Source organism: Sphingobium sp. B2D3A (assembly GCF_025961795.1).
GTDB lineage: Bacteria > Pseudomonadota > Alphaproteobacteria > Sphingomonadales > Sphingomonadaceae > Sphingobium.
On the sequence record NZ_JAOQOI010000001.1, the window covers coordinates 783,164 to 804,960 of the forward strand.

Sequence of the window (21,797 nt, forward strand, 5' to 3'; positions counted from 1 at the left end):
TGCTGGAAAATGTTCCTGAAATGTTCTCATCTCAAGGTGGAGGTGGGGCGAATGATCGAGTTATCGGAGGACGAATGGCGTCGTGCCTTTTCGACGTGGTTGCGCACCGGCAAAGTGTCTTCGGTGCCAAAAAACGATGCGATAGAGTGCAAGTTCAATCCTTTGCATGATCCGGAAGATGGCCGGTTCACTTTTGCCGGATCCGGAAATTATCATGGCAGAGGCCGGCCTGGGCCAGCGTCTCGTACGCCAGGAAACGTAAGTCGCGGCAATCTCCGTATCGCGCGGACACCGACACCAGAGACGTCATCGGCCAAGCAACCACAGGGTTTCGACAAAAGGCCGAACGGGGGCACGGGAAACGAGGCGCAGCCGAGGCCTGCTGGTTCGCCGCGCGAGCAGCCAAATCCCGTCGCCGAGTTTGTCGGCGGTGTCGGTGAAGGTCTTTATGGTGTGGCGAAAGAGACGGTGGAGGGGGTGCGCTCGGTCTTGACGACAAATCCGGTTACGACGGTTCGAAATGCCGGTCGCGGGATCGCCACCATGATCGATACGGCGATAGCAGCGGAGGATACGCCTGCTCATACTCAAATATCGCGCGCCGCCGACGCCGTCGCGAATGCTTCGGCGCGCGATATCGGCCGAGCAGCCGGATCGGCCGTTGGCAATGCCGCATTGGCAGTCGCGCCCAGCGCGGTGGTGGGCAAGGTTGCGGCGTTACGCCGTCTGCGCGGAACCGTACCTCGCCCACCTCATGAGCCGCCGCAGATCGGCTGGGTTAAGGAAAACCTCGGTCCCGAAACACGGGCGAAGCGCTATAATGATGCCGCGACGGGCGCTCGCCCCGGTCAGGCGCCCACGTTGATGCGGACGATGCCGGATGGCTCAAGACGGCCGGTCAAGTTCGATGGCGTGCAGGGGAATATGTGATCGACAGGAAATTCAAGGTCGTAGATGCCCCGCACGCCCGCGCTCAGCTATTGCGCCAATCAGAGGCTTTAGCGCATAATCGCTCCATCGGAACTTGGGAGTTCAAAATGAAGCTCAGCGTATTGCTGCGCTTAAGCTGTTTAAAAAAATGAAGATAACCAACATCAAGGTAAGGGTGGTCAAGCCATGATGGTTGAACAAATCGCCAGAATGGTCGCAGATTTTTTTCTGTTCTTGAATATGACTGATGAGGAATTGTTAGATCTTGATGTGTCTGTCCTCATGATGGAGGATATGGCAGCGAGGCTTCAAGATCTGGACAAAGCTTTTCTTCGAGAGCTGGTCGATGCATTTCCTGTGATCGCCTCAGAATATAGCGGCGAGGCCCACAAATTGGTGCTCGACATACCCTATAGCTTCTACCTTGAGGAAACGCTTGCCGCCGGCGATCCAGTGAGGCTGGCCGAACTGGAAGCGCTCCGCGACGCGAGGGATTAACGTCCGATTTTAGGGTGGGTTGTCTCACGGACCTTTCCAAGCTGCCCTATGACGCACGATCAATAGAAACTTCTCGGCGATTTGAGTGCCCATCTTTGTCGTCTGTGGCACCATTTTTCCCCAACGGCGGGTTTTGTGCGGTCGTCTCGGTCTGGCGGCTACTTCAACTTCCTTGCCTTTTTAGCGCTCGCCCTCGTCGAAGTGCTACGCCGCTCCCCAACCCGCTTGCTAAGCGCCTGTCCGGCTGGCAGGTTCGGCGGCACTCTATTCGACTGGGTGTTGGGGGAACGCGACGGACATGAGCCTGCATCAATCGCCTGCGCGCTATTCGCTTGCCGCGATTATTCTGCACTGGTTGCTTGCCGCTTTGCTGCTCTTTCAGGTGTCGCTGGGATGGCGCCTGGAGGATCTGACCGGCCTGCCGCAATTCGCGGCCTATCAGCTTCACAAGACCATCGGCATCAGCATCCTGCTGCTCAGCGTCGCGCGTCTGGTGATCCGTTTGCTGGTGCCGCGGCCCCGTCCGCTCAATACCAGCCTGTTGCTTGCGGCCCTCGCCGGCGGTGTCCATGCCCTGTTTTACGTGGTGATGATCCTCGGACCGCTCACGGGCTGGATCATCGTCTCGACCTCGGCGATCAAGGTGCCGACATTGCTGTTCCGCGTCATTCCATGGCCGCATCTGCCGGTGAGCGCTGCCCTGCACGACCCGGCGGAAGCCGTGCACAGCCTGCTTGGCTGGCTCCTGGCCGGGCTGGTGATCCTGCATGTCGCGGGAGCACTGCGGCACCACTTTTTGCGCAAGGACATTCTTGGCCGCATCGTGCCTAGTGCCTTGAGCAGACGGGGCGCGCTCAATGTGGTGGCGGCTCTCGCGATTGCGGGCGCGCTGACTGCCTTTGCACTGGCCTGGGTGCTGCCGTTCGGCGGCAAGGCCCCGGCGCAAGCGGCAGCCGGTCTTGCGGGCTCAAACGTGGCGGTCGCGGATAACGCGGGTGACCCTGTTGTCAACGCCAGCAACGCAGCCGAAGACGCGGTGGCGGTCAATCAGGCAGCGGCAGACCAGCCAGCCAAGGATGAGGCGCAGAAGGCCGTCGCCTGGACGGTGCAGCGCGGCGGCACGCTCAATTTCCGCACGGCCTATTCCGGCTCCGACATCGAAGGCGGCTTTGCACGCTGGGATGCCGACATTTTGTTCAGCCCGGATGATCTGCCCGCTTCGCGCATCGCCGTGACGGTCGATCTGGCATCGGTCGACAGTGCCGACAGCCAGCGCGACGAGATGCTGCGCGGCGACGAGTTCTTCGGCGTCGGGGCGCATCCGCGCGCGACGTTCCGGGCATCGCGCATCACGCATCGCGATGGCAATCGCTACCGCGCGGCGGGCACGCTCTCGCTCAACGGGCAGCAAAAGCCAGTGACGCTCGATTTCACGCTGGATATCGACGGAATGGTTGCGCGCGCCCGCGGCTCCACGCGCATCGACCGCACGGCCTTCGGCGTCGGAACCGGAGAATGGTCCGACACCAGTACGATTCCGGATGCCGTAACGATCAGCTTCAATTTTCAGGCAAAACGGGCGGAGTAAGCGGGAGCAGGGCGCGCTCGGGTCGCGCCTGGCCCTTACTTCTTCTTGCCGAAGTCTACCGTCACCACGTTGGAGCCGTCTTCGGCCTGGGCGACCGGCGTATCGTTCTCCGCCATCTCCATGGTTTCGACGGCCTCGCCGCTCTCCATCACCTGGAATTCCAGCGAGAAGTTGACGGCCGGGTCCACGAAGAAGCGCAGCGCCGCGAACGGAATCACCAGATGCGCCGGCACCTGATTGAAGGTGAGGCCGACCTCGAAGCTCGTATCGGTGACCTTGAGATCCCAGAATTTGTGCTGCAGCACGATCGTCATTTCGTCCGGGAAGCGCTCGGCCAGCCAGGTGGGAATACTCACCCCCGGCGCCTGCGTCTTGAACGTGATGTAGAAATGATGATTGCCCGGCAGGACGCCCGTCAGCGCAATATCCTGCAAAACACGCCCGGGAATCGCACGCAGCGCCTCCTGCACGATTTCATCATAGGGAATCAGGCTGTCTGCTGGCTCTTCCGTCATGGCCACAGTCCTAGCGCGGGGGGCTCGCCGGTCAAGCACAGAGCGTTACAGCCGTTAACGGTCGAGAAGCGCATTGCATGGTCCGTCGCGCGCGTTATAGGCCGCAACCATGCGTAGCGCGGAGATCAGGCGGAAAACCGGCGAGACCGATATCGAGGTGCGCGTCAATCTCGATGGGTCCGGCACTTATTCCATTTCGACCGGCATCGGGTTTCTTGACCATATGCTCGAGCAGCTCTCGCGCCATTCGCTCATCGATCTCACAGTGAAGGCGGTCGGCGATCTGCATATCGACCAGCACCACACCACCGAGGATACCGGCATCGCGGTTGGCGAGGCGATCGCCAAGGCGCTCGGTGACAAGCGCGGCATTGCCCGTTACGGCGAAGCGCATGCGCCGATGGACGAGACGCTGACCCGCGTCGCGCTCGACATTTCCGGTCGCCCCTGGCTGGTCTGGAAGGTGGAGATCCCCATGCACCGGCTGGGCGAGTGGGATACCGAGCTGATCGAGCACTGGTTCCAGAGCTTCGCGCAGTCGGCGGGGATCACCCTGCATGTCGAGAACCTTTATGGCAGCAACAATCACCACATCGTGGAAAGCTGCTTCAAGGCGCTCGCCCGCGCACTGCGGCAGGCGGTGGAGATTGATCCGCGCAAGAGCGATGCGATCCCCTCCACCAAGGGCACGCTGGGCGGCTGACACTCCATGACCATCGCGCTCATCGATTATGGCGCGGGGAACCTCCACTCCGTGCACAATGCGCTCCGGGCCGCCGGGGCGCACGGCGTCGTCATCACCGCCGATGCCGAGGTGGTGCGCCGGGCCGACCGAATCGTGCTGCCGGGTGTGGGCGCTTTCCGCGCCTGCATCGAGCCGTTGCGCGCGCTGCCGGGCATGATCGAGGCGATGCACGAGGCGGTGTTCGAGGTCGGGCGGCCGTTCCTCGGCATTTGCGTGGGCATGCAGTTGCTGGCAGATGCCGGCGAGGAGTTTGGGCGGCATGAGGGGCTGGGCTGGATTCCGGGCACGGTGCGACGCATCGAGCGCGACGATCCGGCGATCAAGATCCCGCATATGGGCTGGAACGATGTTGTCGGCGCGCGCGCCCATCCGCTGGTGGAGCCGGGTGAGGCCTATTTTCTGCACAGCTATCATTTCGAGGCGGCGAAGGCGGCGCATGTCGTCGCGACCACCGACCATGGCGGACCGCTGGTGGCGGCGGTCGGCAAGGACAATATTTTGGGCGTTCAGTTCCATCCGGAAAAGAGCCAGGCCTATGGCCTCGCGACCCTCGCCCGTTTTCTGGAGTGGGCGCCATGAGTGAAATTCCGCCGTTCATCGTTTTTCCCGCCATCGATCTCAAGGGCGGGCAGGTCGTCCGCCTGGCCGAGGGCGATATGGATCGGGCGACCGTCTATGGCGATGATCCCGCCGCGCAGGCGCTGATCTGGGCCGAGCAGGGCTCGGATTTCCTGCATGTGGTGGATCTGGACGGCAGCTTTGCCGGCCATGCCGTCAATGGCGCAGCGATTGCGTCCATCGTCCAGGCCTTCCCCGGCCATGTCCAGCTTGGCGGCGGCATTCGCGATCCGCAGGCGGTGCAGGGCTGGTTCGCGCTCGGCGTGTCGCGCGTCGTCATCGGCACGGCGGCGCTCAAGAATCCGCAGTTCGTCAAGGATATGGCGGCGGACTATCCCGGCGGCATCGTCGTTGCGGTGGACGCGCGCGACGGCATGATCGCGACCGACGGCTGGGCCGAGAAGTCTGACATGCCGGTGGTCGATCTCGCCCGCCGCTTCGAGGACGCGGGCGTCGCCTCGCTGCTGTTCACCGATGTGGGCCGCGACGGCCTGCTCAAGGGCGTGAACATCGATGCGACGGTCGAGCTGGCGCGGGCCGTGGACATTCCCGTGATCGCCAGTGGCGGCGTGGCGGATATCTCGGACATCCGCGTGCTCAGTCTCCATGCCGGCGACGGCGTCGAGGGCGTCGTGACCGGCCGGGCGCTTTACGATGGTCGGTTGGACCTGCGGGCCGCGATTGCTGTGGCGAATGCCGCGTGAATGTCACGCAGCTACCTCCCGTTCGTGTCGAGCGAAGTCGAGACACGCGAGGACAGTGCTGGCCGTGTCTCGACTTCGCTCGACACGAACGGATGTGAGGATTTAGTCCAGTGACCGTCCGCACCCGCATCATCCCCTGTCTCGATGTTGCCAATGGCCGTGTGGTCAAGGGCGTGAACTTCGTCGATCTGCGCGATGCCGGCGATCCGGTCGAGCAGGCCAAGGTCTATGATGCGGCCGGGGCGGATGAATTGTGCTTCCTTGATATCACCGCCAGCCACGAGGATCGCGGCACGCTGCTCGATATTGTCGCGCGCACGGCGGAAGTCTGCTTCATGCCGCTCACCGTCGGCGGTGGCGTGCGCAGCGCCGAGGATGCACGCGCGCTCCTGCTCGCTGGTGCGGACAAGGTCGCCGTGAACAGCGCCGCCGTGTCGCGTCCCGAGGTGGTGAGCGAGATTGCGGATCGGTTCGGCAGCCAGTGCATCGTGGCCTCCGTCGATGCGCGGCGGGTCGGTGAGGGCCGCTGGGAAATCTTCACCCATGGCGGCCGTCGCGCCACCGGCATCGACGCGCTGGCTCATGCCGCGCGGCTGGCGGCGCTGGGCGCAGGCGAGCTGCTCGTCACGTCGATGGATGGGGACGGCACCAAGCAGGGCTATGATCTCGCGCTGACCCGCGCCATTGCCGATGCGGTCACCGTGCCGGTCATCGCCAGCGGTGGCGTCGGCACGCTCGATCATCTGGTCGAGGGCGTGACGCAGGGCCATGCCAGCGCGGTGCTCGCGGCCTCCATCTTCCATTTCGGCCAGCACAGCGTGCGTGAGGCGCGGGCGGCATTGGCCGCTGCGGGCATTCCCGTCCGCCATCTCTGAGTGCGGCGTCAGCGGGAAAAGCCATTGACGCCCGGCGACGCAGCGGCAAGGACAAGCGCCATGGACAGCCTCTTCCGCCTCGAACAGACCATCCTCGCCCGGCGCGAGGCCGATCCCGACAGCTCCTATGTTGCCCGCCTGCGCGCCAAGGGGCTGGGCAAGATCGCGCAGAAATTCGGCGAGGAAGCCGTCGAGACGGTGATTGCCGCGCTGAGTGAGGACAAGGCGGCCCTGACGGGCGAAGCGGCCGACCTCTTGTTCCACCTGCTCGTCCTGCTCGCCGAGCGCGGCGTTACCCTTGCCGATGTCTGCGCCGAGCTGGACCGGCGCGAGGGCGTTTCTGGGCTGGACGAAAAGGCATCGCGCACAAAGGAGTGAGCCATGGCGATCGACCCGACCCTTCCCTATGACGAGAGCAATATCTTCGCGAAGATCCTGCGCGGAGACATCCCCTGCAACAAGGTGTTCGAGGACGATCATGTCCTCGCCTTTCACGACATCGCCCCCCAGGCGCCGACGCACATTCTCGTGATTCCCAAGGGCGCCTATGTGAGCTGGGATGATTTCTCGGCCCGTGCAAGTGAGGGCGAGATCGCGGCCTTCGTGCGCGCGGTCGGCGTGATTGCCCGCGAGGCGGGGCTGGTGGAGCCGGGCTATCGCCTGCTCGCCAATGTCGGCGCGCATGGCGGGCAGGAAGTGCCGCATCTGCACGTTCATCTGTTCGGCGGACGCGCGCTGGGGCCGATGCTGGCGCGCTGAGCGCGGTTTGCCTGCCCGCGACGCCTTCCCCTGTCGCAAGCCCCTTGCGCGTCGCCGATAAGCCTATAGGCTTGGCGGTCAGTTCAGGGGGAGCGGCTGCGGCCGCGCTGTATAGAGAGACGCGCATGATCTTTGGCCGCATCAAGCCACTCGACGCCATTCTCGCCACTGCCGAAAAGAAATCACTGCACCGATCGCTCGGGGCCTTCCAGCTGACCATGCTGGGTGTGGGCGCCGTGATCGGCACCGGCATTTTCGTGCTGACGGCGGAAGCGGCGCAGAAGGCGGGGCCGGGCATGATGCTCTCCTTCGTCATCGCTGGCTTCGTCTGCGCGGTCGCCGCCCTCTGCTATTCGGAAATGGCCTCGATGGTCCCGGTTTCGGGATCGGCCTACACATATAGCTATGCGGTGATGGGCGAGCTGATCGCCTGGATGGTCGGCTGGGCCTTGATCCTCGAATATGCCGTGGCGGCGGGGGCCGTCTCGGTCGGCTGGTCCGGCTATGTCGTCGGCCTGCTGGAACATGCGCTGGGCATCGACATTCCCAACATGCTGGTGCGCGGGCCGTTCGATGGCGGTCTTGTCAATCTGCCCGCCATGGGCATCGCCCTATTGGTCACCTGGCTGCTCGTCATCGGCACGCGTGAGAGCGCGATGGTCAATGCCGTGCTCGTGGTGATCAAGGTCGCGGCACTCACCTTGTTCATCGTGCTGGCGCTGCCAGTGATGAACATGGAGCAGTTCTCGCCGTTTGCGCCTTTGGGCTTCGGCGGCATCGGCGCGGCGGCGGCGTCGATCTTCTTTGCCTATGTGGGCTTCGATGCGGTCTCCACGGCGGCAGAGGAAACCAAGAATCCCCAGCGCAACATGCCGATCGGCCTCATTGGCTCGCTCACCATCTGCACGATTTTCTACCTGTTGGTTGCTGCCGGGGTTGTCGGCACGGTGGGCTCGCAGCCTTTGATGGGCCCGGCCGGGGAAGCGCTGGCGCCGGGCAGCAAGGCGCTGGCCGATCAGTGCGCGGCCATCGGCGATCAGGCAGTGGTCTGCTCGAAAGAAGCGCTGGCCTGGACGATGCGGGAGATCGGCTGGCCGCAGATCGGCAACCTCATCGGTTTGGCTGCTGGTCTTGCCCTGCCGTCGGTCATCCTCATGATGATGTTCGGCCAGACGCGCATCTTCTTCGTCATGAGCCGGGACGGGCTGCTGCCGGCGGTGTTCTCCAAGGTCCACCCCAAGTTCCACACGCCGCATGTCATCACGATCATCACCGGTGTGTTTGTGGCCGTGTTCGCGGCCTTCTTCCCGGTCGGCATTCTCGCCGACATTTCCAATTCCGGCACGCTGTTTGCCTTTGCCGCCGTCTCCATCGCCGTGCTCGTGCTGAGGCGGACGGACCCGACGCGCAAGCGGCCGTTCCGTACACCGGCCATCGCCATCACCGCGCCGGTCGCGATCCTCGGCTGCATCTACCTCTTCTTCAAACTCGGTATCGAGACGAAGCTGATGTTCGTGGCCTGGGCTGTAGTCGGTCTCGTCGTCTATTTCGCCTATAGCCGCTCGCGCAGCCATGTCGGGCGCGGCACCGTCGAGGTGCCTGAGGCCGATCCTGACGCGCCGCCGCAGCCCGTGCCGCCCATCGACTGACGGCACCGGTCAGCCGGGCCGCATCGATCATCTCAGGATTTGTTGCGCAGCCCCAGATCGTGCGCGAGAACATCCAGATTGGCGCCGGGGTGGATGATCAGCCATCGGTCCGGCTTGCTGGTGTCGACCACGGTCACCGCGCGCTTGGGGCAGATATCTAGGCAGCCGACCTCGAGAATGCCGGCACCGGCCTTGCGACCCTTGCCGAGTTGCAGATGCTTGCGCAGGGCCTTGCCGAGGGTCTTGTTCCCCTCCGGCCCAAAACCGCCGCCCTTGATCTTCTTTTCGCATTTGCGACAGACCAGCACCGCGTTGGACCAGCGACTGCTAACCTGACGGGCGCTCATGGCGCGGGCTTCCAGCTCTTGCGCTCCTCGGCCACGCGCAGCACGTCATAAGCGGCCTGGATGGCCTGAAAGCGCGTGGCGGCGTCGGCATCGCCGGGGCGCACATCCGGGTGGCATTCCTTGGCAAGTGCGCGCCAGCTCCGCTTCACCGCCTCGAAATCGGCATCGCTCTCCAGCCCCAGCACATCGAGCGCGCGCATCTCGTCGCGCGAGCGGGTGCCATCGCCGGGGCCGGCCCATTGATTATGGGCGCTGGTCCGATAGCCGGAGGCGTCACGCTGCTCATTGTGCATGCGCTCGTTGCGCTCTTCCTCGTCCAATCCCGCGAAATAATCCCAGCCCTTGTTATATTCGGCAGCATGAGCCTGGCAGAAATACCAGCGGTCCGGGCTGTTGGGGGATTTGGGCGCGGGGCAGTTGCCGGGCTGGTCGCAGCCATGCCGGTCGCACAGCCGAACGGCCTGCGCTTCCCGCGCGGAGCCATAGCTGCGCCAGCGGGGAAAGCCCCAGTCATTGTTCCGTCCGCTTCTGGCCATCCGATCTCACTTAGTGCGGGTTCGTGGTGAAATCCACCGTAGCGCGGTGAAAATGCGGGCATCGCGACGGTCGCGCCATTGCCCTGCAGGCGATCAGCAAAAATGCCAGGCGGTCTGTAAGCCGGGTTCTGTCCACCGCCGCCGTATCCCGTAAAGGGACGCGCATGCGGATGGGCGACCATTCCTCTAGGGCCATGCTCTCGCAGGGCCTCAAGCAACCAACCCGGGCGATCTCGGCCGAAACAAGCCTAGCAGGCCCGAGGACCTGCGCGCCGCCCCTATTCGGTCTTGCTCCCGGTGGGGTTTACCGTGCCGTCCGCCGTTGCCGGGGACGCGGTGCGCTCTTACCGCACCCTTTCACTGTTCACGCGGCCGAAGCCCAAGCCCGAAGGCGCACGTGACCTGCTCTCTGTTGCACTGTCCCTAACTCCCGCGAGGAGAGCCGCCGGACGTTATCCGGCACCGTTGTTTCGTGGAGCCCGGACTTTCCTCGCCGGACGCAAGCGCCCGCCGCGGCCGCCCGACCGCCTAGCGAACGGGGCTATAGGCGCAGGCGGGCGGAGAGTCATCAGTTCAGTTCACCTTCGCCCACTAAACTCAGGAAAAGAAAACTTTAAATTGGCGCAGACTGCCATCTGCGGAGTCACGTTAGAAAGGGCTAGGTTTTGTCGGCATGAGATGTCACTTCAGGATCTGGTGTTGGGACGAGAGGGGGAAGGGACAAATATGTCTATAGTTGTTGGACTGGCGCTGTTTACCGCTGCTGCCAGCACTGAAACAGCTGAGGCGGCTCAGGCACTTGCTACAATTCGGGAGCAGACCGCCCGCCTCGATCTTACGGCAGCGGCCAAAACAATGAACGCCGCAATCAGCGAGCGACTTCCGTCACCTGACTCCAAACAGCCCGATAGCATCCTCGACCGCATGACCATCGAGGCTGCTGCCGCTCAAAAGATTTTGCCGGCCGTCCGGACGATCATAGATCGGACGGTCAAAATCCCCTTGGCAGACGATGGCGCCCGTTATCGATTGATGCAGGCGCGTGCATCCGAAGTGAATGGCGACTTTAAGGGCGCCGAAGCGCTTTTTCGGGCCGTTGCCGACGAGACATCGGGCGACCTAGACGAACGGTGGCAGGCCCGCCTGGGCGTCGCGCGGCAGCTACTCATTACTGATCCGGCCGCTGCAATCACTTATCTGAAATCTTTTCAGCGGAGTGACTTACCGGCCAAATATCGTTGGGAGGCCGACCTGATCGAAGGCCGATCAGAAGCTATTGTTCACAGTGATGCGGTATCCGCAGACATCCTTCGACGAGCGTGGATTGGAGCCGTTGATGCGGCGCCCACAAGCGCTGCTCCAGCCCGCATTGCCGGGGACTTGGCCTTCTTGGCCGCTCGTTCGGCAAACCGCTCCAGCTACCTCGCGATGCTCGCGGTCGGGCATTCGCAAGTTACTTATGGATCCCCGCAAAATGCTGTTTTGGGCAACCTGCCAGTCTGTGGGGAAGCAGGCCTACGGCCGGAAGATGTGGTGATTGTCGAGCTTCTCCGGCAGCAACCGCAATTCAGAACGGATGTGGGGCTGGTATGGGCTAGCAGAGCAGGGATTGCGCAGCCATTTCTGGCGGCGTTGCTGCAAGCCGAATCCATAGACAGTCCGGCCCGTCAGATCAGCCATCTCGCCCTCCGGTGCAGGAGCTTGCCTGCCGCCTCGTATAAGGCGGGCAGAACTTTGGTAGATGAAATAGTTGCCTGGATGTCCGGCGCAGGCGTCTATTTACCGTGGGGGCAAACCGAGCAAGAGGATCTCCTGGAGAACCTGACGGAGCTTGGTCGACGAGAGGCGAAATATGGCGCGACTTCGATCATGCTACTTCCCCCTTTGATTAATATTGAGATCGCCAGCGAACCTGCCTTCTTCACCGCGGACAAGAACGCTCAATTGCGCTTGCTGGAACTTTCGCAACGCACCCTGTCCATCCTTGATAACAATGACGCACCCAAATCCTTCATAATGGCCTATCGACTGAAAATTCTAGGAATGTCAGTGGCTGCGCAAACTCGAACAGTTGAGCAGGCCGAGGTCGAGCTTTCCAGTATAATGGACGCCGCGGCCGCCGATTCCACCCTGCCCCTCGATTTGCTGTACGGGATGGCGGTGTCTCTAGACGATGCCCCCAACCTGTCGAGCACTATGAAGCGAGAGCTGCTGACCTCTACGCTCGCGGTGCTGCGGCGGCGCGTCGCGCCGACTGACCCGCGACGGCGAGCAGTCATTCTCCGCCTCGCTGGGCGAGAAAGAGAGCGGGGGGACATGAAAGCCGCGGCCACACTCTACGATGCGTTGAAGATCGCGCCGAATGCCTGCTTGAGACCTGACACTCGGCCGACGTTCGTGTCAGCGAACATTCAGTCGGAGGACTATCCATCCGACCTCACCTTTTCCGGGATCGTCGGCAATACAACGGTCGAATTCGACCTAAGCAGTGCCGGCCAACTTGAAAATCCCCGCATCCTCATGGCCGATCCCCCCTTTGCTTTCGACCATGTGGCAGCGGCACGGGTGCCAACGATCCGTTACGATATGCAAGGCGGCTCATCCTGCCGGTTCCAAGTTCAAGACGTTCGGTGGCAATTGCCCTACTGAGCATCCTGTGTCGCCCCACGCTCGCTGCGGTGCCGCGGTAAGAAAGCAAATATGGAGGGCGACACTGCAGTCGTTCTCGTCGGAATTGCAGATCCCCAAGCCATTTCGTGGTGGGGACCCCCTACTGCAGCGGCCAGGTCCAGATGATGAGCGGGGTACCGATGAGCACCACCAGCAGCGAGAGCGGTGCGCCCAGGCGGGCATAGTCGCCGAAGCGGTAGCCGCCGGGGCCAAGGACCAGCGTGTTGCACTGATGGCCGATGGGCGTGAGGAAGTCGCAGCCCGCGCCCACGGCGGTGGCGATGAGGAAGGCTTCTGGTCGGTAGCCGAGGTCATGCGCGAAGACGCCGGCGATGGGGGCCATCACCAGCACCGTCGCGGCATTGTTGAGGAACGGCGTCACGGCCATGGCCGCGACCAGAATGAGCGCGACGGCGCCCCAGGGGGGCAGGGCGGCGGCGACATGAGCGAGATTGGTGGCGATGACATCAGACGCGCCGGTGCTCCGGATGCTGTCGCTGACCGGGATGAGCGCGGCGAGCATGATGAGGATGGGCCACTCGACCGCATCATAGGCTTCCCGCACCGGCAGCGCGCCGCTGATGACTGTGAGCGCGGCGGCAGCGAAGAAGGCGATGGCCACCGGCACATAGCCGCTCGCCGTGGCGGTCATCGCAACCGCGAGGATGAGCAGCGGCAGCCAGCCGCGATGTGACTTGCCCAGCTTGACGCCCCGCTCCGCCAGCGGCAGCGCGCCGAGATCGCGCAGCCGCGCCGGCAGCAGGCCGAGGGGCCCCTGCAGCACGATGACATCGCCCGCACGCAGGCTGATCTCGCCCAGCTTGCGCCCGAGCATCTGCCCGGCGCGCGAGACGGCGATGAGATTAACGCCATAACGTTGCTGGAGGAGCAGCCGCTCCGCGCTCTGCCCGACCAGCGGGGACTCGGCCGTCACGACTGCCTCGGTGACGCCGATCTCGTCCCCTTCGCTGCCTTCGGGCAAATCGCGCGTCTCGCCGTCCAGCTCCAGCGCGTCGCGGGCGATGACCCGCTCCAGCGCATCCGGCTCGCCGTAGAGAATCAGCACGTCGCCTTCCTGCAGTCGCGCATTGCCCTGCGTCGAGAGCGGACGCCGGCCGCGCAGACGGCTGGTGATCTGCACCTCATGGTCGTGGCGCTTGAGGAAGGCGGCGATCGTCTCGCCGTCGGGCGGCGTGTCCTCGCGCACGGTTGCTTCGGTGACATAGCCGGAGATGTCCATGGCATCGCCCATGGTCGCCGCGCCGCGACGATCGCGCGGGAGCAGTCGGTAGCCGAAACGCAGGAACAGCAGGCCCACGATAAACAGGCCAAACCCGGTCGGGAAATAATCGAACATGCCAAAGGGCTCGCCGGTCATCTCCGTGCGCACGCGGCTGACGATGATGTTCGGCGAGGTGCCGACCAGCGTCATCAGCCCGCCCAGCAGCGAGGCGAAGGCCATGGGCATGAGGAAGACCGAGGGACTGGCGTTGTTGCGCTTGGCCATCTGGAAGGCGGCGGGCATCAGCATGGCAAGCGCGCCGACATTCTTGACCAGCGCCGAGGCCGTGCCGACCGTGGCGGTAAGCAGCAGCAGTTGCGAGCGGACATGGCGCACGCGGCCCGCGACGAATTTGAGGCCCACCTCGATCGCGCCGGAGCGCTGCACGGCGGCCGAAAGCACCAGCGCCGAGCCGACGATGATGACGATATCGTCCGAGAAGCCGGAAAAGGCGTCGGCCGGATCGACAATGCCGATCAGGACCGCGAAGAGCAGAACGATGACGGCCGTGACGTCATAGCGGAAGCGCCCCCAGAGGAAGAGCACCATCATGCCGGCAAGCGTGGCGATCGAGAGCCATTGCGGCCCGGTCATCGCGTTCTCCCCCCAAGCCCGTCGCGGCGCTGCGCGACCACCCTCGCTGTCATCATCCCCGCCAAACGCCCGAAATGGATTTCAGTGTGCGGGCGCTGAAAAATATTCCGGTCCGTCTTGTCCGATCGCGCTCAGTCGTCGCCGCGGGGTCTCGGCAGCAGCAGCGCGAGCAGGATGGCGCGGCATTCCCCGTCGATCACGCCGTCGATCAATTCCGGCCGGAAACGGCGCTGGAACGCCGTCACCGCGGCTTCCGGCTCCGCGATATCATAGCCGAATCGCTCGAGCGCGAGCATGAAGGCGCCGTCGCTCCAGAGTGGGTCCATGAGATTGCGGGTCGGGCGCGGCAGGGCGAGGCGCAGCCGGGCGAGCTTGCTCCAGGGGAACAGCTCGCCGGGGTCCTGCTTGCGTGCGGGCGCCACGTCGCTGTGGCCAACGACATTGCCGCGCGTGATGCGGTGGCGCTGCATGATGTCGTGGACGAGCGGGATCAGCGCATCGATCTGCGCCTGCGGGAAGGGCCGATAGCCCCATTCATGGCCGGGATTGACGATCTCGATGCCGATGCTCGCGGAATTGACGTCGGTGATGCCGCGCCACCAGGCCCGTCCGGCGTGCCAGGCCCGCTTGGTCTCGTCGACCATGCGGACCACCTTGCCCTCCTCTGTGACGACATAATGGGCAGAAACCTTGCTATCCGGATTGGCCATCCAGTTGATCGCGCTCTGGGCGTCCGGCATCCCCGTATAGTGCAGGACGAGGATGGAAACCGGGAGCGTTCGGTCGTCAAAATTGGGTGACGGCGTCTCGATCATGCAGAACTGGGCCACTTTCCTTGCGCATGCCGGCATGTTGCCGGACGGTGCGGTCAGCCCTGTCCTAGCTCAATGGCGGATGCGGAGGAAGCGCCGCCTGCAGGCAGCATCATGCGCGGTTGATCGGGCCGGGCTTCACGGGCCTGATAAAGGCAGCTGAGGCCCCGGCAGGCCAAAAAGCCGGCCTCAGCACAGGCCATTTCGCCTGCCCCGAGCGCGAGATAGCCGCCGGGCCGAATCCGGCTCGATAGCGTTTTCCATGCCCGGCGCTGCCTCTCTTCGGAAAAGTAGAAGAGCACGTTGCGGCACAGGATGAGATCGAAAGGGCCTGCGCCATGAGCGGGGTCGAGCAGATTGTCCTGCTGGAACACGATCATCTGCTGAAGCTCGCCGGCAATCTGCCATTCGTTGTCGACAGGATGGAACCAGCGCAGCAATTCGCTGATCGGCAGGCCGCGCTGCATGTCCATCTGCGAAAACCGCCCGCGCTTTGCCTTGGCGATCGCGAGGGCCGATACGTCCGTGGCGTGGATGCTGACCGTGCAATCGGCCAGCGCGGCCGAGCGGTGAACGATCATGGCCAGCGAATAGGCTTCCTGCCCGGTCGAGCATCCCCCGCACCAGATGCGCAGTCGCCGATCCGCGCGCGCCCGGGCGAGGTCGGGCAAGACGCTGTTTTCGATCGCGTGGAAGACGCTGACGTCCCGGAAGAACGAGCTTTCGTGATTGAGCAGGGCGTCGATCACTTCGGCCTGCAGGAGGCCGTGAGGCGCCCGATCGATCGCCTCCGCGAGCTCTTCCAGCGTGCTCAGCCCGTGTGCGCGGAGCAGCGGTCGCAGCGACGTTTCGATGCGCCATCGCCTTGCTTCCGAGAGCGTCTGCCCGGTCTCCCGGTGGAGCAATTCGGCGAGGCGACAGGCGGCGTTGGAAACTGGCTGCATGGTCATGCGCCTGCCTGCCATTGCTGCAGGATCAACTCGGCGATCTGAGCGGGGGGCAGAATGGCACTGGCGAGACCTCCCTTCACGACTGACCCGGGCATGCCCCATACCGCGCTCGACTGGTGGTCCTGCGCGATCAGCCAGCCGTCCGCGCCGACAATGGCTTGCGCGCCAGCCAGTCCGTCGCGTCCCATGCCGGAGAGGATGACGCCACAGGCGCCGCGTCCGTAAAAGCGCGCCAGGGCGGTGAACATCGGGTCGACCGCCGGGAAGCTTTCATGCAGGCAGCGCTGGGTGCTCAATCGCACCAGTATTTGCCCGCGCGCTCCTTTGCCGAGCGAAAGATGGGCAGTGCCGGGTGCCAGATGGATGGTGCCCGGCTGCACTGGCATGGCCTGTTCCGCCAGAACCACGGGCAGATGTGTGGCGCGGCGGAGCTGTTCTGCCAGCAGCGGCTGGAAGCTGGCAGGCAGATGCTGGGTAATGAAGATGGGAAAGGCCGGATTGTCCTCAAGGCCCTTGATGACCGAGAGGATCGCGCTGATCCCGCCGGTCGATCCGCCGATGGCCACGGCGCGCACGAGCGTACCGGGCGGCCGCAGGCGTGCGCTCGCCTCATCGAACCGTTCCGGCGTGCGGCTACGTTCAGCCGCTGGCGCCAGATGGGCCAGGCGATCGAGCAGATGTTCGACGAATTGCGGGCTGAAATGGCCGGCGCTGGGCTTGGCGACGACATCGCCGGCACCCAAGGCGAGCGCCTGCAGGGCGACCTCGCTGCCCTCGCTGCATGAACCGCTGAGCAGCACCACCTGCCGGCGCTGATCGGGGCCAAGCAGGTGGGGGAGCACCTGCAAGCCGTCGAGCTCGGGCATGTCGATATCGAGAAGCACCAAGTCCACCGACTTTCTGGCCACGAAAGCCAGAGCCTGCTTTCCGCTGGCGACCGTGCCGACCACGCGGAAGCGCGGATCTTCGCCGAGCACCCGGCCCAGCACGCGGCGGACGACCAGCGAATCATCGACGATCAGCACATCGATGGGCGAACCATCGGTTCCGGAGCTGGCATCGGACAGGAGGGCAGCGCACGCCATTCCCGGCGCTCCCGAGCCCCTAGAGAACCCCGACGATCTGGAGCTTGCTCTCCAGCGTGTCGCGATCGAAGGGCTTCATGACATATTCGTCGGCACCGGCATCGACGGCGGCGCGGATATGGTCCACGCCATTCTCGGTGGTGCAGAAGATCACCTTGGGCGGATGGGCGAAATTGCGGCGGGAGAGTTCCTTGAGGAATTCCAGGCCGCTCATCACCGGCATGTTCCAGTCGAGCAGCACCACGTCCGGCACCTGCCCTTCGCACATGTCGAGCGCTTCACGTCCGTCCTGCGCTTCGTGGACGTCGAGATCGAGGGATTCCAGAATGTGGCGTGCCACCTTTCGGATCACCTTGGAGTCATCGACAATGAGGCAGTTCGGCATGAGTCGCGACCCCTGATACTTGCTTGCCTACTAACCTACGGGCAGAGCGTGTCATTTTGGTAAATTCGTTAAATATCTCAGGCGGCCAGCGCGCCAGACGGGGCGTTGGTGAAATCGGCGAGCGTGAGCAGAAGATGGCTGCGGCCATCATAATCGACGAGGCCGGAAACGAACGGCCGCCAGGCAGGATCGATGCGGCCGCGCAACGGCTGCACGCCGCCCTGCGCCTGGCAGATATCGGTCACGGCATCGATGAGGAAACCATAGCTGTGCCCGGCAATGTCCGCGACAATCGCCAGCGGTGCGGTCTGTGCATCCGCCGCCGTGCCAAAGATGCGCGATTGCAGATCGATCACGGTGAGCACCCGGCTGCGCAGCGCCGCTAGCCCGCGCACATGCATAGGCGCCAATGGCACGGGTACGATATCCCCCAGCCGCACCACGGCTTCGATGGCACAGGCCCGCACGGTAATCGGGGCGCCCGCGATGGAGGCGAACAGGAACAGCGAGTCGGTCATGCGGCCTTCCGTGCGAAGCTGGAGATCGCCGCCATCAGCCCGGCGCGGTCATAGCGGTAGATGGAGGGCAGCGCGTCGGGGTCGGCGGGCAGTTGCGGCTGTTCCCGCAGGGCAAGCACTGGAACGCCCATGGGCGCTGGGGCGTGGCCGCTGCCACATAGTACGACATCGGGCGGCGCGTCGCCTGTGGCGCCCAGAACGACGTCATAGCCGGCCTGAACGAGCAGCGGCGCCAGGATGTTGCGCATCCACGGGTCTTCGACATCGGCGATCATGCAGCGCACGGCCTGCGCGGCGGCGCCAGAGGCCGGGCGGGCCGCGACCTCCTCGAACAGCGTGAACGGATCGACCAGCTCCAGTTGTCGCTCGCCGACCAGCACAAGGCCGGCGATCCGTCCCCGACCGATCGGCACGTCCAGCCGGGCGGGGATTTCCAGAATGTCCAGCACCTCTTCGATGAGGAAGATGAGCAGATCGCGCCCGTCATGCAGGCGCATGGCCTTGAGCACACCGGTCTCATCCGGGCGGACGTTGAGTGCCGGCAGCAGGCGCTCCTCGATCCGCGCGAATGCCCGTCCCTCCGAGCGCCCGATCTGCGCACAGTCCAGTTCCTCGACGCGCTCGACGATGGGCAGCGGCATCAGCCGTTCCACGCCATCCCGGTCGCGATAGAAGAGCACCTGCAAGGTATCGATGGCCTCGGTCGGTTCCTGGCTGTGATGATCCCGCCGCGCCTTGTCGGCATCGACCACGGGCAATTGCGCGATCTGGAAGAGCCCGGTGGCGTCGAGCAGCAGCATTGGCTGGCCGTTGTCGGGGAGCGTCATGCCCGCAAAAGCGCCGGCGGATGCGATCACCGGTGAGGCCGGGCGAATGACCAGTTCCTCATTGCTGTCGACGGTTTCGACACCCAGCACATAATTTTGGCCGGCCGAGGAGCGAATGACCATCAAGGTCCGCGGCCCGTTCGCTTCGGCCTGACGGGCAAGGCCCAGCACGTCCTCAAGCGCTACAACCGGATGACGCTCGCCGCGAATGGTCGCGATGCGTCCGCCGGCGACCTCCTCGATCGAGACCATGGCGCTGTTTTCGTGGATCAGCTCGACGACATTGCCACGCGGCATGGCGAAGGTCTGTCCGCCGCACCGCACGATCAGGCCGGGAATGATGGTCAGCGTCAGTGGCACGCGCATGGTGATCACCGTGCCGTCGCCAGGCGTCGTGGTGATGTCGATCACGCCGCCGATCTGCTCGATATTGGCCCGCACGACATCCATGCCGACGCCACGCCCGGAGATGGAAGTGACCTCCCGCGCCGTGCTGAGGCCGGGCAGGAAGATCAGGTTCAGCTTCTCGGCGTCGCTCATCCCGGCTGCCTCGGCAGCGGTGACAAGCCCGGCCGCGACTGCTCGATCGACCAGGGCGGCCCGGTCCATGCCGCGCCCGTCGTCGGCCACCTCGATGACGATCTGGTTGCCCGACTGCCGGGCGACGATGTTCAGCCGGCCGACCTCGGGCTTGTCGGCCGCGATGCGGTCCGCCGGTGGCTCAAGGCCGTGATCGAGCGCGTTGCGGACGATGTGGGTGAGCGGATCGGCGACCATCTCGATCATTTCGCGGTCCATCTCGACATCGCCGCCGTCGAGAGTCACGATCACCTTCTTGCCCAGTTCGCGGCTGAGGTCTCGCACCATGCGCGGGATGGCCGCATACAGGCGGTCGACCCGCTGCATCCGCGTCTTGCTGATCATGTCGCGCAGGTCCGCGACATTGGTCGACATCCGCTCGAAGCTGCTCTCCACATCCGGCGCGACACCATGGTCACGCATCCGGCGCGCCAGATCGTTGCGGGCGAGCACCATATCGGAGATGCCGTTCATCAGCTGATCGATGAGCGCCAGCGGCAGTCGAATCGTGCGCGGCGCTTTGTCGCGCGGTGGGGCGGTCGGTTGCTGCTGACTGGGCGTCGGGGGAGCGGGTGCCTCTAGCGAGTCCGCGCGCGGCGCGGGCGGTTCGCGGGGTGGGGCCGGCATCGTTGGGGCAGGCGCGATGGGGTGAAAGAGCTCAAAGCCGCCGGATCGGAGTGACAGGGCATCCAGCAGCCCGTCATCATCGGCTTCATCCGGGACGGGCTCGCCGCCCAAGCCCCGCGCCAGCGCGCCGATTCGGTCCATAACCGCCAGCACGGCCGTGACGGTGGCGGGATCGGCCAGCCGTTCGCCGCGCCGGATGGCTGCCAGCACGTCCTCGGCGCCATGCGCCAGCCGCTCGAAACGGGGGAGGTTCAGGAAGCCGCAGCTTCCCTTGACGGTGTGAAAAAACCGGAAAAACGCGTCGAGGCGGGACTTGTCGGTCGGGTCCGCTTCCCACGCGACGACTTCGCCGGAGAGGACCTCCAGCGTTTCAAGAGTTTCCGCAATGAACTCCCCGATGATCTCGTCCATGCCGCCGCCTGTGGTTAACGCGGCGACACCTTTGGGGCCAAGTCGTGAAAGCCCGGTTAAGACCTGCCGGTCGGGCTCTCACACAGGCGGGATCAAGCCGGCAGGCGCGCGCCGAACAGCAGGTGGGGCTCATCAGCGCCCGAGATCATCAGCTCGCCGCCCGCTTCGGTCGCCACCGTGCGGATCATCACGGCTGCGGCCGTGCGGGTGGTCAGATCGCCATGCCCTTCCAGCCCGGCGCGAATGGCGGGGTCGAAGGTGATGCGCGTGCCTTCGCCGCGCACCGCGATCTCGGTCGATCCGCCCTGCTGTTCCGCGCCGATGGCGATCACGCCGCCGCGCGGCAGGGCTTCGCCGGTCAACAGCACCAGATTGAGCAGCAGCTTGGCGGCCGGCTTGGAGAGGCTGTCCCCGGCGATCATCCAGTCGAGCGAGATCTTGCCGCCGGGCGGAAACATGCCTTCCACGGCAGAACGGATCTCATGCACGGGAATGGCCTCGCCATATCCGCCCCCGGCTCCGAAGGCCAAGCGGAAGAATTTGAGCTTGCCCGCCGTCGTCCGGGCGCTGTCCGCCAGCAGCGTGAGGCATTGCTCGCGCATCCGCGGGTCGGTCTCATCGGCAAGCAGCTCGATGCCGTTGTTGAGCGCGCCGACGGGGCTGAGCAGATCATGGCACAGGCGAGAGCAGAGCAGGCTGGCGAAATCGATGGAGTCGGACGCGGTGGATTTGACCAAGACGGGGATATCCTCTCTTCAGGCGATGGCCGTGCCCTCATGGCGCTGCGGGCGCGCGGGTGCAAGCCGCCCATGCGGCGAACCGACCAGTTCGACGGGATCGAAAACGCCATGGATGCGGCCTGACGCGACAACCTGCCAGGCCAGAAGGTCGCCGCGCGCGTCGAGGAGCAGCCAGATCTCGCCCGCTGCCCCCGCCATGGCCGCATCGACCGCCGAGGGGACGGCCTCGCCATGGGGATGCGAATGATAATGGCCGACAATGGCCGGTCCGCCCTGGCGCGCCTCGCGATGCGCGGCGATGAGCACGGCCGGATCGACTTCGAAGCGGTGCTCGGGCTGGTTTGCGACATTGGCGGCAGCGCGAAGTTCGGTGATGGCGATGTCGGTCGTCCCGCCGTCCGCGCCAGCCAGGCGCTGGCCCAGGAGGAGGCCGCAGCATTCTAGCGGGGCGGCAGCCTTCGCCTGCGCGCGGATCGCATCGCGCAGCGGTCTTGATATGTGCACGGCCATCCCCAGATATTAGGCCGTGGAAACGGGGGTTACCAGCATTACG

General features: G+C 64.6%; 23 protein-coding genes and 1 other RNA gene. 11 read left to right on the top strand and 13 right to left on the bottom strand.

Annotated features, from left to right (window positions below; translation table 11 throughout):
* The first annotated feature begins 51 nt into the window (after nucleotides 1-51).
* The 3 genes from M2337_RS03595 (at nucleotide 52) to M2337_RS03605 (ending at nucleotide 3,016) form a co-directional block, all read left to right on the top strand.
* Complete coding sequence (locus tag M2337_RS03595) at nucleotides 52-930, top strand: hypothetical protein (RefSeq protein ID WP_264571723.1); 879 nt, start codon at nucleotides 52-54, stop codon at nucleotides 928-930.
* 186 nt (nucleotides 931-1,116) lie between these two features.
* Nucleotides 1,117-1,428 carry a hypothetical protein gene (locus M2337_RS03600; RefSeq protein WP_264571724.1) on the top strand — a complete coding sequence of 104 codons (312 nt, stop codon included), beginning with the start codon at nucleotides 1,117-1,119 and terminating at the stop codon, nucleotides 1,426-1,428.
* 298 nt (nucleotides 1,429-1,726) lie between these two features.
* Nucleotides 1,727-3,016 (top strand): YceI family protein, encoded by a 1,290-nt coding sequence (locus tag M2337_RS03605; protein ID WP_264571725.1) that lies wholly within the window; start codon nucleotides 1,727-1,729, stop codon nucleotides 3,014-3,016.
* A 35-nt stretch (nucleotides 3,017-3,051) separates the two neighbouring features.
* Here the strand turns inward: M2337_RS03605 and M2337_RS03610 are convergent, their stop codons facing one another.
* On the bottom strand, nucleotides 3,052-3,531 hold the full coding sequence (locus tag M2337_RS03610) for an SspB family protein (protein WP_181561177.1): 480 nt from the start codon (nucleotides 3,529-3,531) through the stop codon (nucleotides 3,052-3,054).
* Nucleotides 3,532-3,640: 109 nt separating this feature from the next.
* On the opposite strand from M2337_RS03610, the gene hisB reads away from it, so the two are divergent.
* From hisB to M2337_RS03645, 7 genes are all read left to right on the top strand, one after another.
* Nucleotides 3,641-4,234, top strand: a complete 594-nt coding sequence (gene hisB, locus M2337_RS03615) for an imidazoleglycerol-phosphate dehydratase HisB (RefSeq protein ID WP_264571726.1) — start codon at nucleotides 3,641-3,643, stop codon at nucleotides 4,232-4,234.
* A 6-nt stretch (nucleotides 4,235-4,240) separates the two neighbouring features.
* Nucleotides 4,241-4,855 carry an imidazole glycerol phosphate synthase subunit HisH gene (hisH, locus tag M2337_RS03620; RefSeq protein WP_264571727.1) on the top strand — a complete coding sequence of 205 codons (615 nt, stop codon included), beginning with the start codon at nucleotides 4,241-4,243 and terminating at the stop codon, nucleotides 4,853-4,855.
* Nucleotides 4,852-5,598, top strand: coding sequence for a 1-(5-phosphoribosyl)-5-[(5-phosphoribosylamino)methylideneamino]imidazole-4-carboxamide isomerase (gene hisA, locus M2337_RS03625; RefSeq protein ID WP_264571728.1), 747 nt, complete (start codon nucleotides 4,852-4,854; stop codon nucleotides 5,596-5,598). Before hisH ends, hisA begins: the two co-directional genes overlap by 4 nt.
* A 110-nt stretch (nucleotides 5,599-5,708) precedes the next feature.
* On the top strand, nucleotides 5,709-6,473 hold the full coding sequence (gene hisF, locus M2337_RS03630) for an imidazole glycerol phosphate synthase subunit HisF (RefSeq protein WP_264571729.1): 765 nt from the start codon (nucleotides 5,709-5,711) through the stop codon (nucleotides 6,471-6,473).
* Nucleotides 6,474-6,533: 60 nt separating this feature from the next.
* Complete coding sequence (locus M2337_RS03635; protein WP_264571730.1) at nucleotides 6,534-6,851, top strand: phosphoribosyl-ATP diphosphatase; 318 nt, start codon at nucleotides 6,534-6,536, stop codon at nucleotides 6,849-6,851.
* Nucleotides 6,852-6,854: 3 nt separating this feature from the next.
* Nucleotides 6,855-7,232: a histidine triad nucleotide-binding protein gene (locus M2337_RS03640; protein WP_181561183.1), complete on the top strand. Its 378-nt coding sequence runs from the start codon at nucleotides 6,855-6,857 to the stop codon at nucleotides 7,230-7,232.
* A 125-nt stretch (nucleotides 7,233-7,357) separates the two neighbouring features.
* Nucleotides 7,358-8,881 (top strand): amino acid permease, encoded by a 1,524-nt coding sequence (locus M2337_RS03645; protein ID WP_264571731.1) that lies wholly within the window; start codon nucleotides 7,358-7,360, stop codon nucleotides 8,879-8,881.
* A 32-nt stretch (nucleotides 8,882-8,913) separates the two neighbouring features.
* On the opposite strand, the gene M2337_RS03650 is transcribed toward M2337_RS03645, so the two are convergent.
* The 3 genes from M2337_RS03650 to rnpB form a co-directional block, all read right to left on the bottom strand.
* A complete protein-coding gene (locus M2337_RS03650) occupies nucleotides 8,914-9,228 on the bottom strand; it encodes a (2Fe-2S) ferredoxin domain-containing protein (protein WP_264571732.1) in 315 nt (104 codons plus the stop codon).
* Nucleotides 9,225-9,764 (bottom strand): J domain-containing protein, encoded by a 540-nt coding sequence (locus M2337_RS03655; protein WP_181561186.1) that lies wholly within the window; start codon nucleotides 9,762-9,764, stop codon nucleotides 9,225-9,227. Before M2337_RS03655 ends, M2337_RS03650 begins: the two co-directional genes overlap by 4 nt.
* 101 nt (nucleotides 9,765-9,865) lie before the next feature.
* Nucleotides 9,866-10,296, bottom strand: an RNA gene (gene rnpB, locus M2337_RS03660) — RNase P RNA component class A.
* A gap of 194 nt (nucleotides 10,297-10,490) precedes the next feature.
* On the opposite strand from rnpB, the gene M2337_RS03665 reads away from it, so the two are divergent.
* Nucleotides 10,491-12,413, top strand: coding sequence for a hypothetical protein (locus tag M2337_RS03665; RefSeq protein ID WP_264571733.1), 1,923 nt, complete (start codon nucleotides 10,491-10,493; stop codon nucleotides 12,411-12,413).
* A gap of 121 nt (nucleotides 12,414-12,534) precedes the next feature.
* On the opposite strand, the gene M2337_RS03670 is transcribed toward M2337_RS03665, so the two are convergent.
* From M2337_RS03670 to M2337_RS03710, 9 genes are all read right to left on the bottom strand, one after another.
* Nucleotides 12,535-14,310, bottom strand: coding sequence for an SLC13 family permease (locus M2337_RS03670; RefSeq protein WP_181561188.1), 1,776 nt, complete (start codon nucleotides 14,308-14,310; stop codon nucleotides 12,535-12,537).
* Between the two features lie 131 nt (nucleotides 14,311-14,441).
* Nucleotides 14,442-15,125, bottom strand: coding sequence for an N-acetylmuramoyl-L-alanine amidase (locus M2337_RS03675; protein ID WP_264572348.1), 684 nt, complete (start codon nucleotides 15,123-15,125; stop codon nucleotides 14,442-14,444).
* Between the two features lie 53 nt (nucleotides 15,126-15,178).
* On the bottom strand, nucleotides 15,179-16,072 hold the full coding sequence (locus tag M2337_RS03680) for a CheR family methyltransferase (protein WP_264571734.1): 894 nt from the start codon (nucleotides 16,070-16,072) through the stop codon (nucleotides 15,179-15,181).
* The gene (locus M2337_RS03685) at nucleotides 16,069-17,157 is read right to left on the bottom strand and encodes a chemotaxis protein CheB (protein ID WP_264571735.1); all 1,089 of its coding nucleotides are present in this window, start codon (nucleotides 17,155-17,157) and stop codon (nucleotides 16,069-16,071) included. Before M2337_RS03685 ends, M2337_RS03680 begins: the two co-directional genes overlap by 4 nt.
* Nucleotides 17,158-17,176: 19 nt before the next feature.
* Entirely contained in the window at nucleotides 17,177-17,542 is a 366-nt protein-coding gene (locus tag M2337_RS03690; RefSeq protein WP_181561191.1) for a response regulator, read from the bottom strand.
* Between the two features lie 77 nt (nucleotides 17,543-17,619).
* On the bottom strand, nucleotides 17,620-18,060 hold the full coding sequence (locus M2337_RS03695) for a chemotaxis protein CheW (protein WP_264571736.1): 441 nt from the start codon (nucleotides 18,058-18,060) through the stop codon (nucleotides 17,620-17,622).
* Nucleotides 18,057-20,504, bottom strand: a complete 2,448-nt coding sequence (locus M2337_RS03700; protein ID WP_264571737.1) for a chemotaxis protein CheA — start codon at nucleotides 20,502-20,504, stop codon at nucleotides 18,057-18,059. Before M2337_RS03700 ends, M2337_RS03695 begins: the two co-directional genes overlap by 4 nt.
* A 92-nt stretch (nucleotides 20,505-20,596) precedes the next feature.
* Nucleotides 20,597-21,250 (bottom strand): histidine phosphotransferase family protein, encoded by a 654-nt coding sequence (locus M2337_RS03705; RefSeq protein ID WP_181561590.1) that lies wholly within the window; start codon nucleotides 21,248-21,250, stop codon nucleotides 20,597-20,599.
* A 9-nt stretch (nucleotides 21,251-21,259) separates the two neighbouring features.
* A complete protein-coding gene (locus M2337_RS03710; protein ID WP_264571738.1) occupies nucleotides 21,260-21,754 on the bottom strand; it encodes a M67 family metallopeptidase in 495 nt (164 codons plus the stop codon).
* Between the last annotated feature and the right edge of the window lie 43 nt (nucleotides 21,755-21,797).

What these genes read in the sequence shown, in the direction of transcription:
- M2337_RS03670 (WP_181561188.1), bottom strand. Translation starts at nt 14,310, where the DNA reads ATGACCGGGCCGCAATGGCTCTCGATCGCCACGCTTGCCGGCATGATG.
- hisB (WP_264571726.1), top strand. Translation starts at nt 3,641, where the DNA reads ATGCGTAGCGCGGAGATCAGGCGGAAAACCGGCGAGACCGATATCGAG.
- M2337_RS03650 (WP_264571732.1), bottom strand. Translation starts at nt 9,228, where the DNA reads ATGAGCGCCCGTCAGGTTAGCAGTCGCTGGTCCAACGCGGTGCTGGTC.
- M2337_RS03685 (WP_264571735.1), bottom strand. Translation starts at nt 17,157, where the DNA reads ATGGCGTGCGCTGCCCTCCTGTCCGATGCCAGCTCCGGAACCGATGGT.
- hisH (WP_264571727.1), top strand. Translation starts at nt 4,241, where the DNA reads ATGACCATCGCGCTCATCGATTATGGCGCGGGGAACCTCCACTCCGTG.
- hisA (WP_264571728.1), top strand. Translation starts at nt 4,852, where the DNA reads ATGAGTGAAATTCCGCCGTTCATCGTTTTTCCCGCCATCGATCTCAAG.
- M2337_RS03695 (WP_264571736.1), bottom strand. Translation starts at nt 18,060, where the DNA reads ATGACCGACTCGCTGTTCCTGTTCGCCTCCATCGCGGGCGCCCCGATT.
- M2337_RS03690 (WP_181561191.1), bottom strand. Translation starts at nt 17,542, where the DNA reads ATGCCGAACTGCCTCATTGTCGATGACTCCAAGGTGATCCGAAAGGTG.
- M2337_RS03700 (WP_264571737.1), bottom strand. Translation starts at nt 20,504, where the DNA reads ATGGACGAGATCATCGGGGAGTTCATTGCGGAAACTCTTGAAACGCTG.
- M2337_RS03605 (WP_264571725.1), top strand. Translation starts at nt 1,727, where the DNA reads ATGAGCCTGCATCAATCGCCTGCGCGCTATTCGCTTGCCGCGATTATT.
- M2337_RS03710 (WP_264571738.1), bottom strand. Translation starts at nt 21,754, where the DNA reads ATGGCCGTGCACATATCAAGACCGCTGCGCGATGCGATCCGCGCGCAG.
- M2337_RS03595 (WP_264571723.1), top strand. Translation starts at nt 52, where the DNA reads ATGATCGAGTTATCGGAGGACGAATGGCGTCGTGCCTTTTCGACGTGG.
- M2337_RS03680 (WP_264571734.1), bottom strand. Translation starts at nt 16,072, where the DNA reads ATGACCATGCAGCCAGTTTCCAACGCCGCCTGTCGCCTCGCCGAATTG.
- M2337_RS03655 (WP_181561186.1), bottom strand. Translation starts at nt 9,764, where the DNA reads ATGGCCAGAAGCGGACGGAACAATGACTGGGGCTTTCCCCGCTGGCGC.
- M2337_RS03675 (WP_264572348.1), bottom strand. Translation starts at nt 15,125, where the DNA reads ATGATCGAGACGCCGTCACCCAATTTTGACGACCGAACGCTCCCGGTT.
- M2337_RS03635 (WP_264571730.1), top strand. Translation starts at nt 6,534, where the DNA reads ATGGACAGCCTCTTCCGCCTCGAACAGACCATCCTCGCCCGGCGCGAG.
- M2337_RS03640 (WP_181561183.1), top strand. Translation starts at nt 6,855, where the DNA reads ATGGCGATCGACCCGACCCTTCCCTATGACGAGAGCAATATCTTCGCG.
- M2337_RS03665 (WP_264571733.1), top strand. Translation starts at nt 10,491, where the DNA reads ATGTCTATAGTTGTTGGACTGGCGCTGTTTACCGCTGCTGCCAGCACT.
- M2337_RS03600 (WP_264571724.1), top strand. Translation starts at nt 1,117, where the DNA reads ATGATGGTTGAACAAATCGCCAGAATGGTCGCAGATTTTTTTCTGTTC.
- M2337_RS03645 (WP_264571731.1), top strand. Translation starts at nt 7,358, where the DNA reads ATGATCTTTGGCCGCATCAAGCCACTCGACGCCATTCTCGCCACTGCC.
- M2337_RS03610 (WP_181561177.1), bottom strand. Translation starts at nt 3,531, where the DNA reads ATGACGGAAGAGCCAGCAGACAGCCTGATTCCCTATGATGAAATCGTG.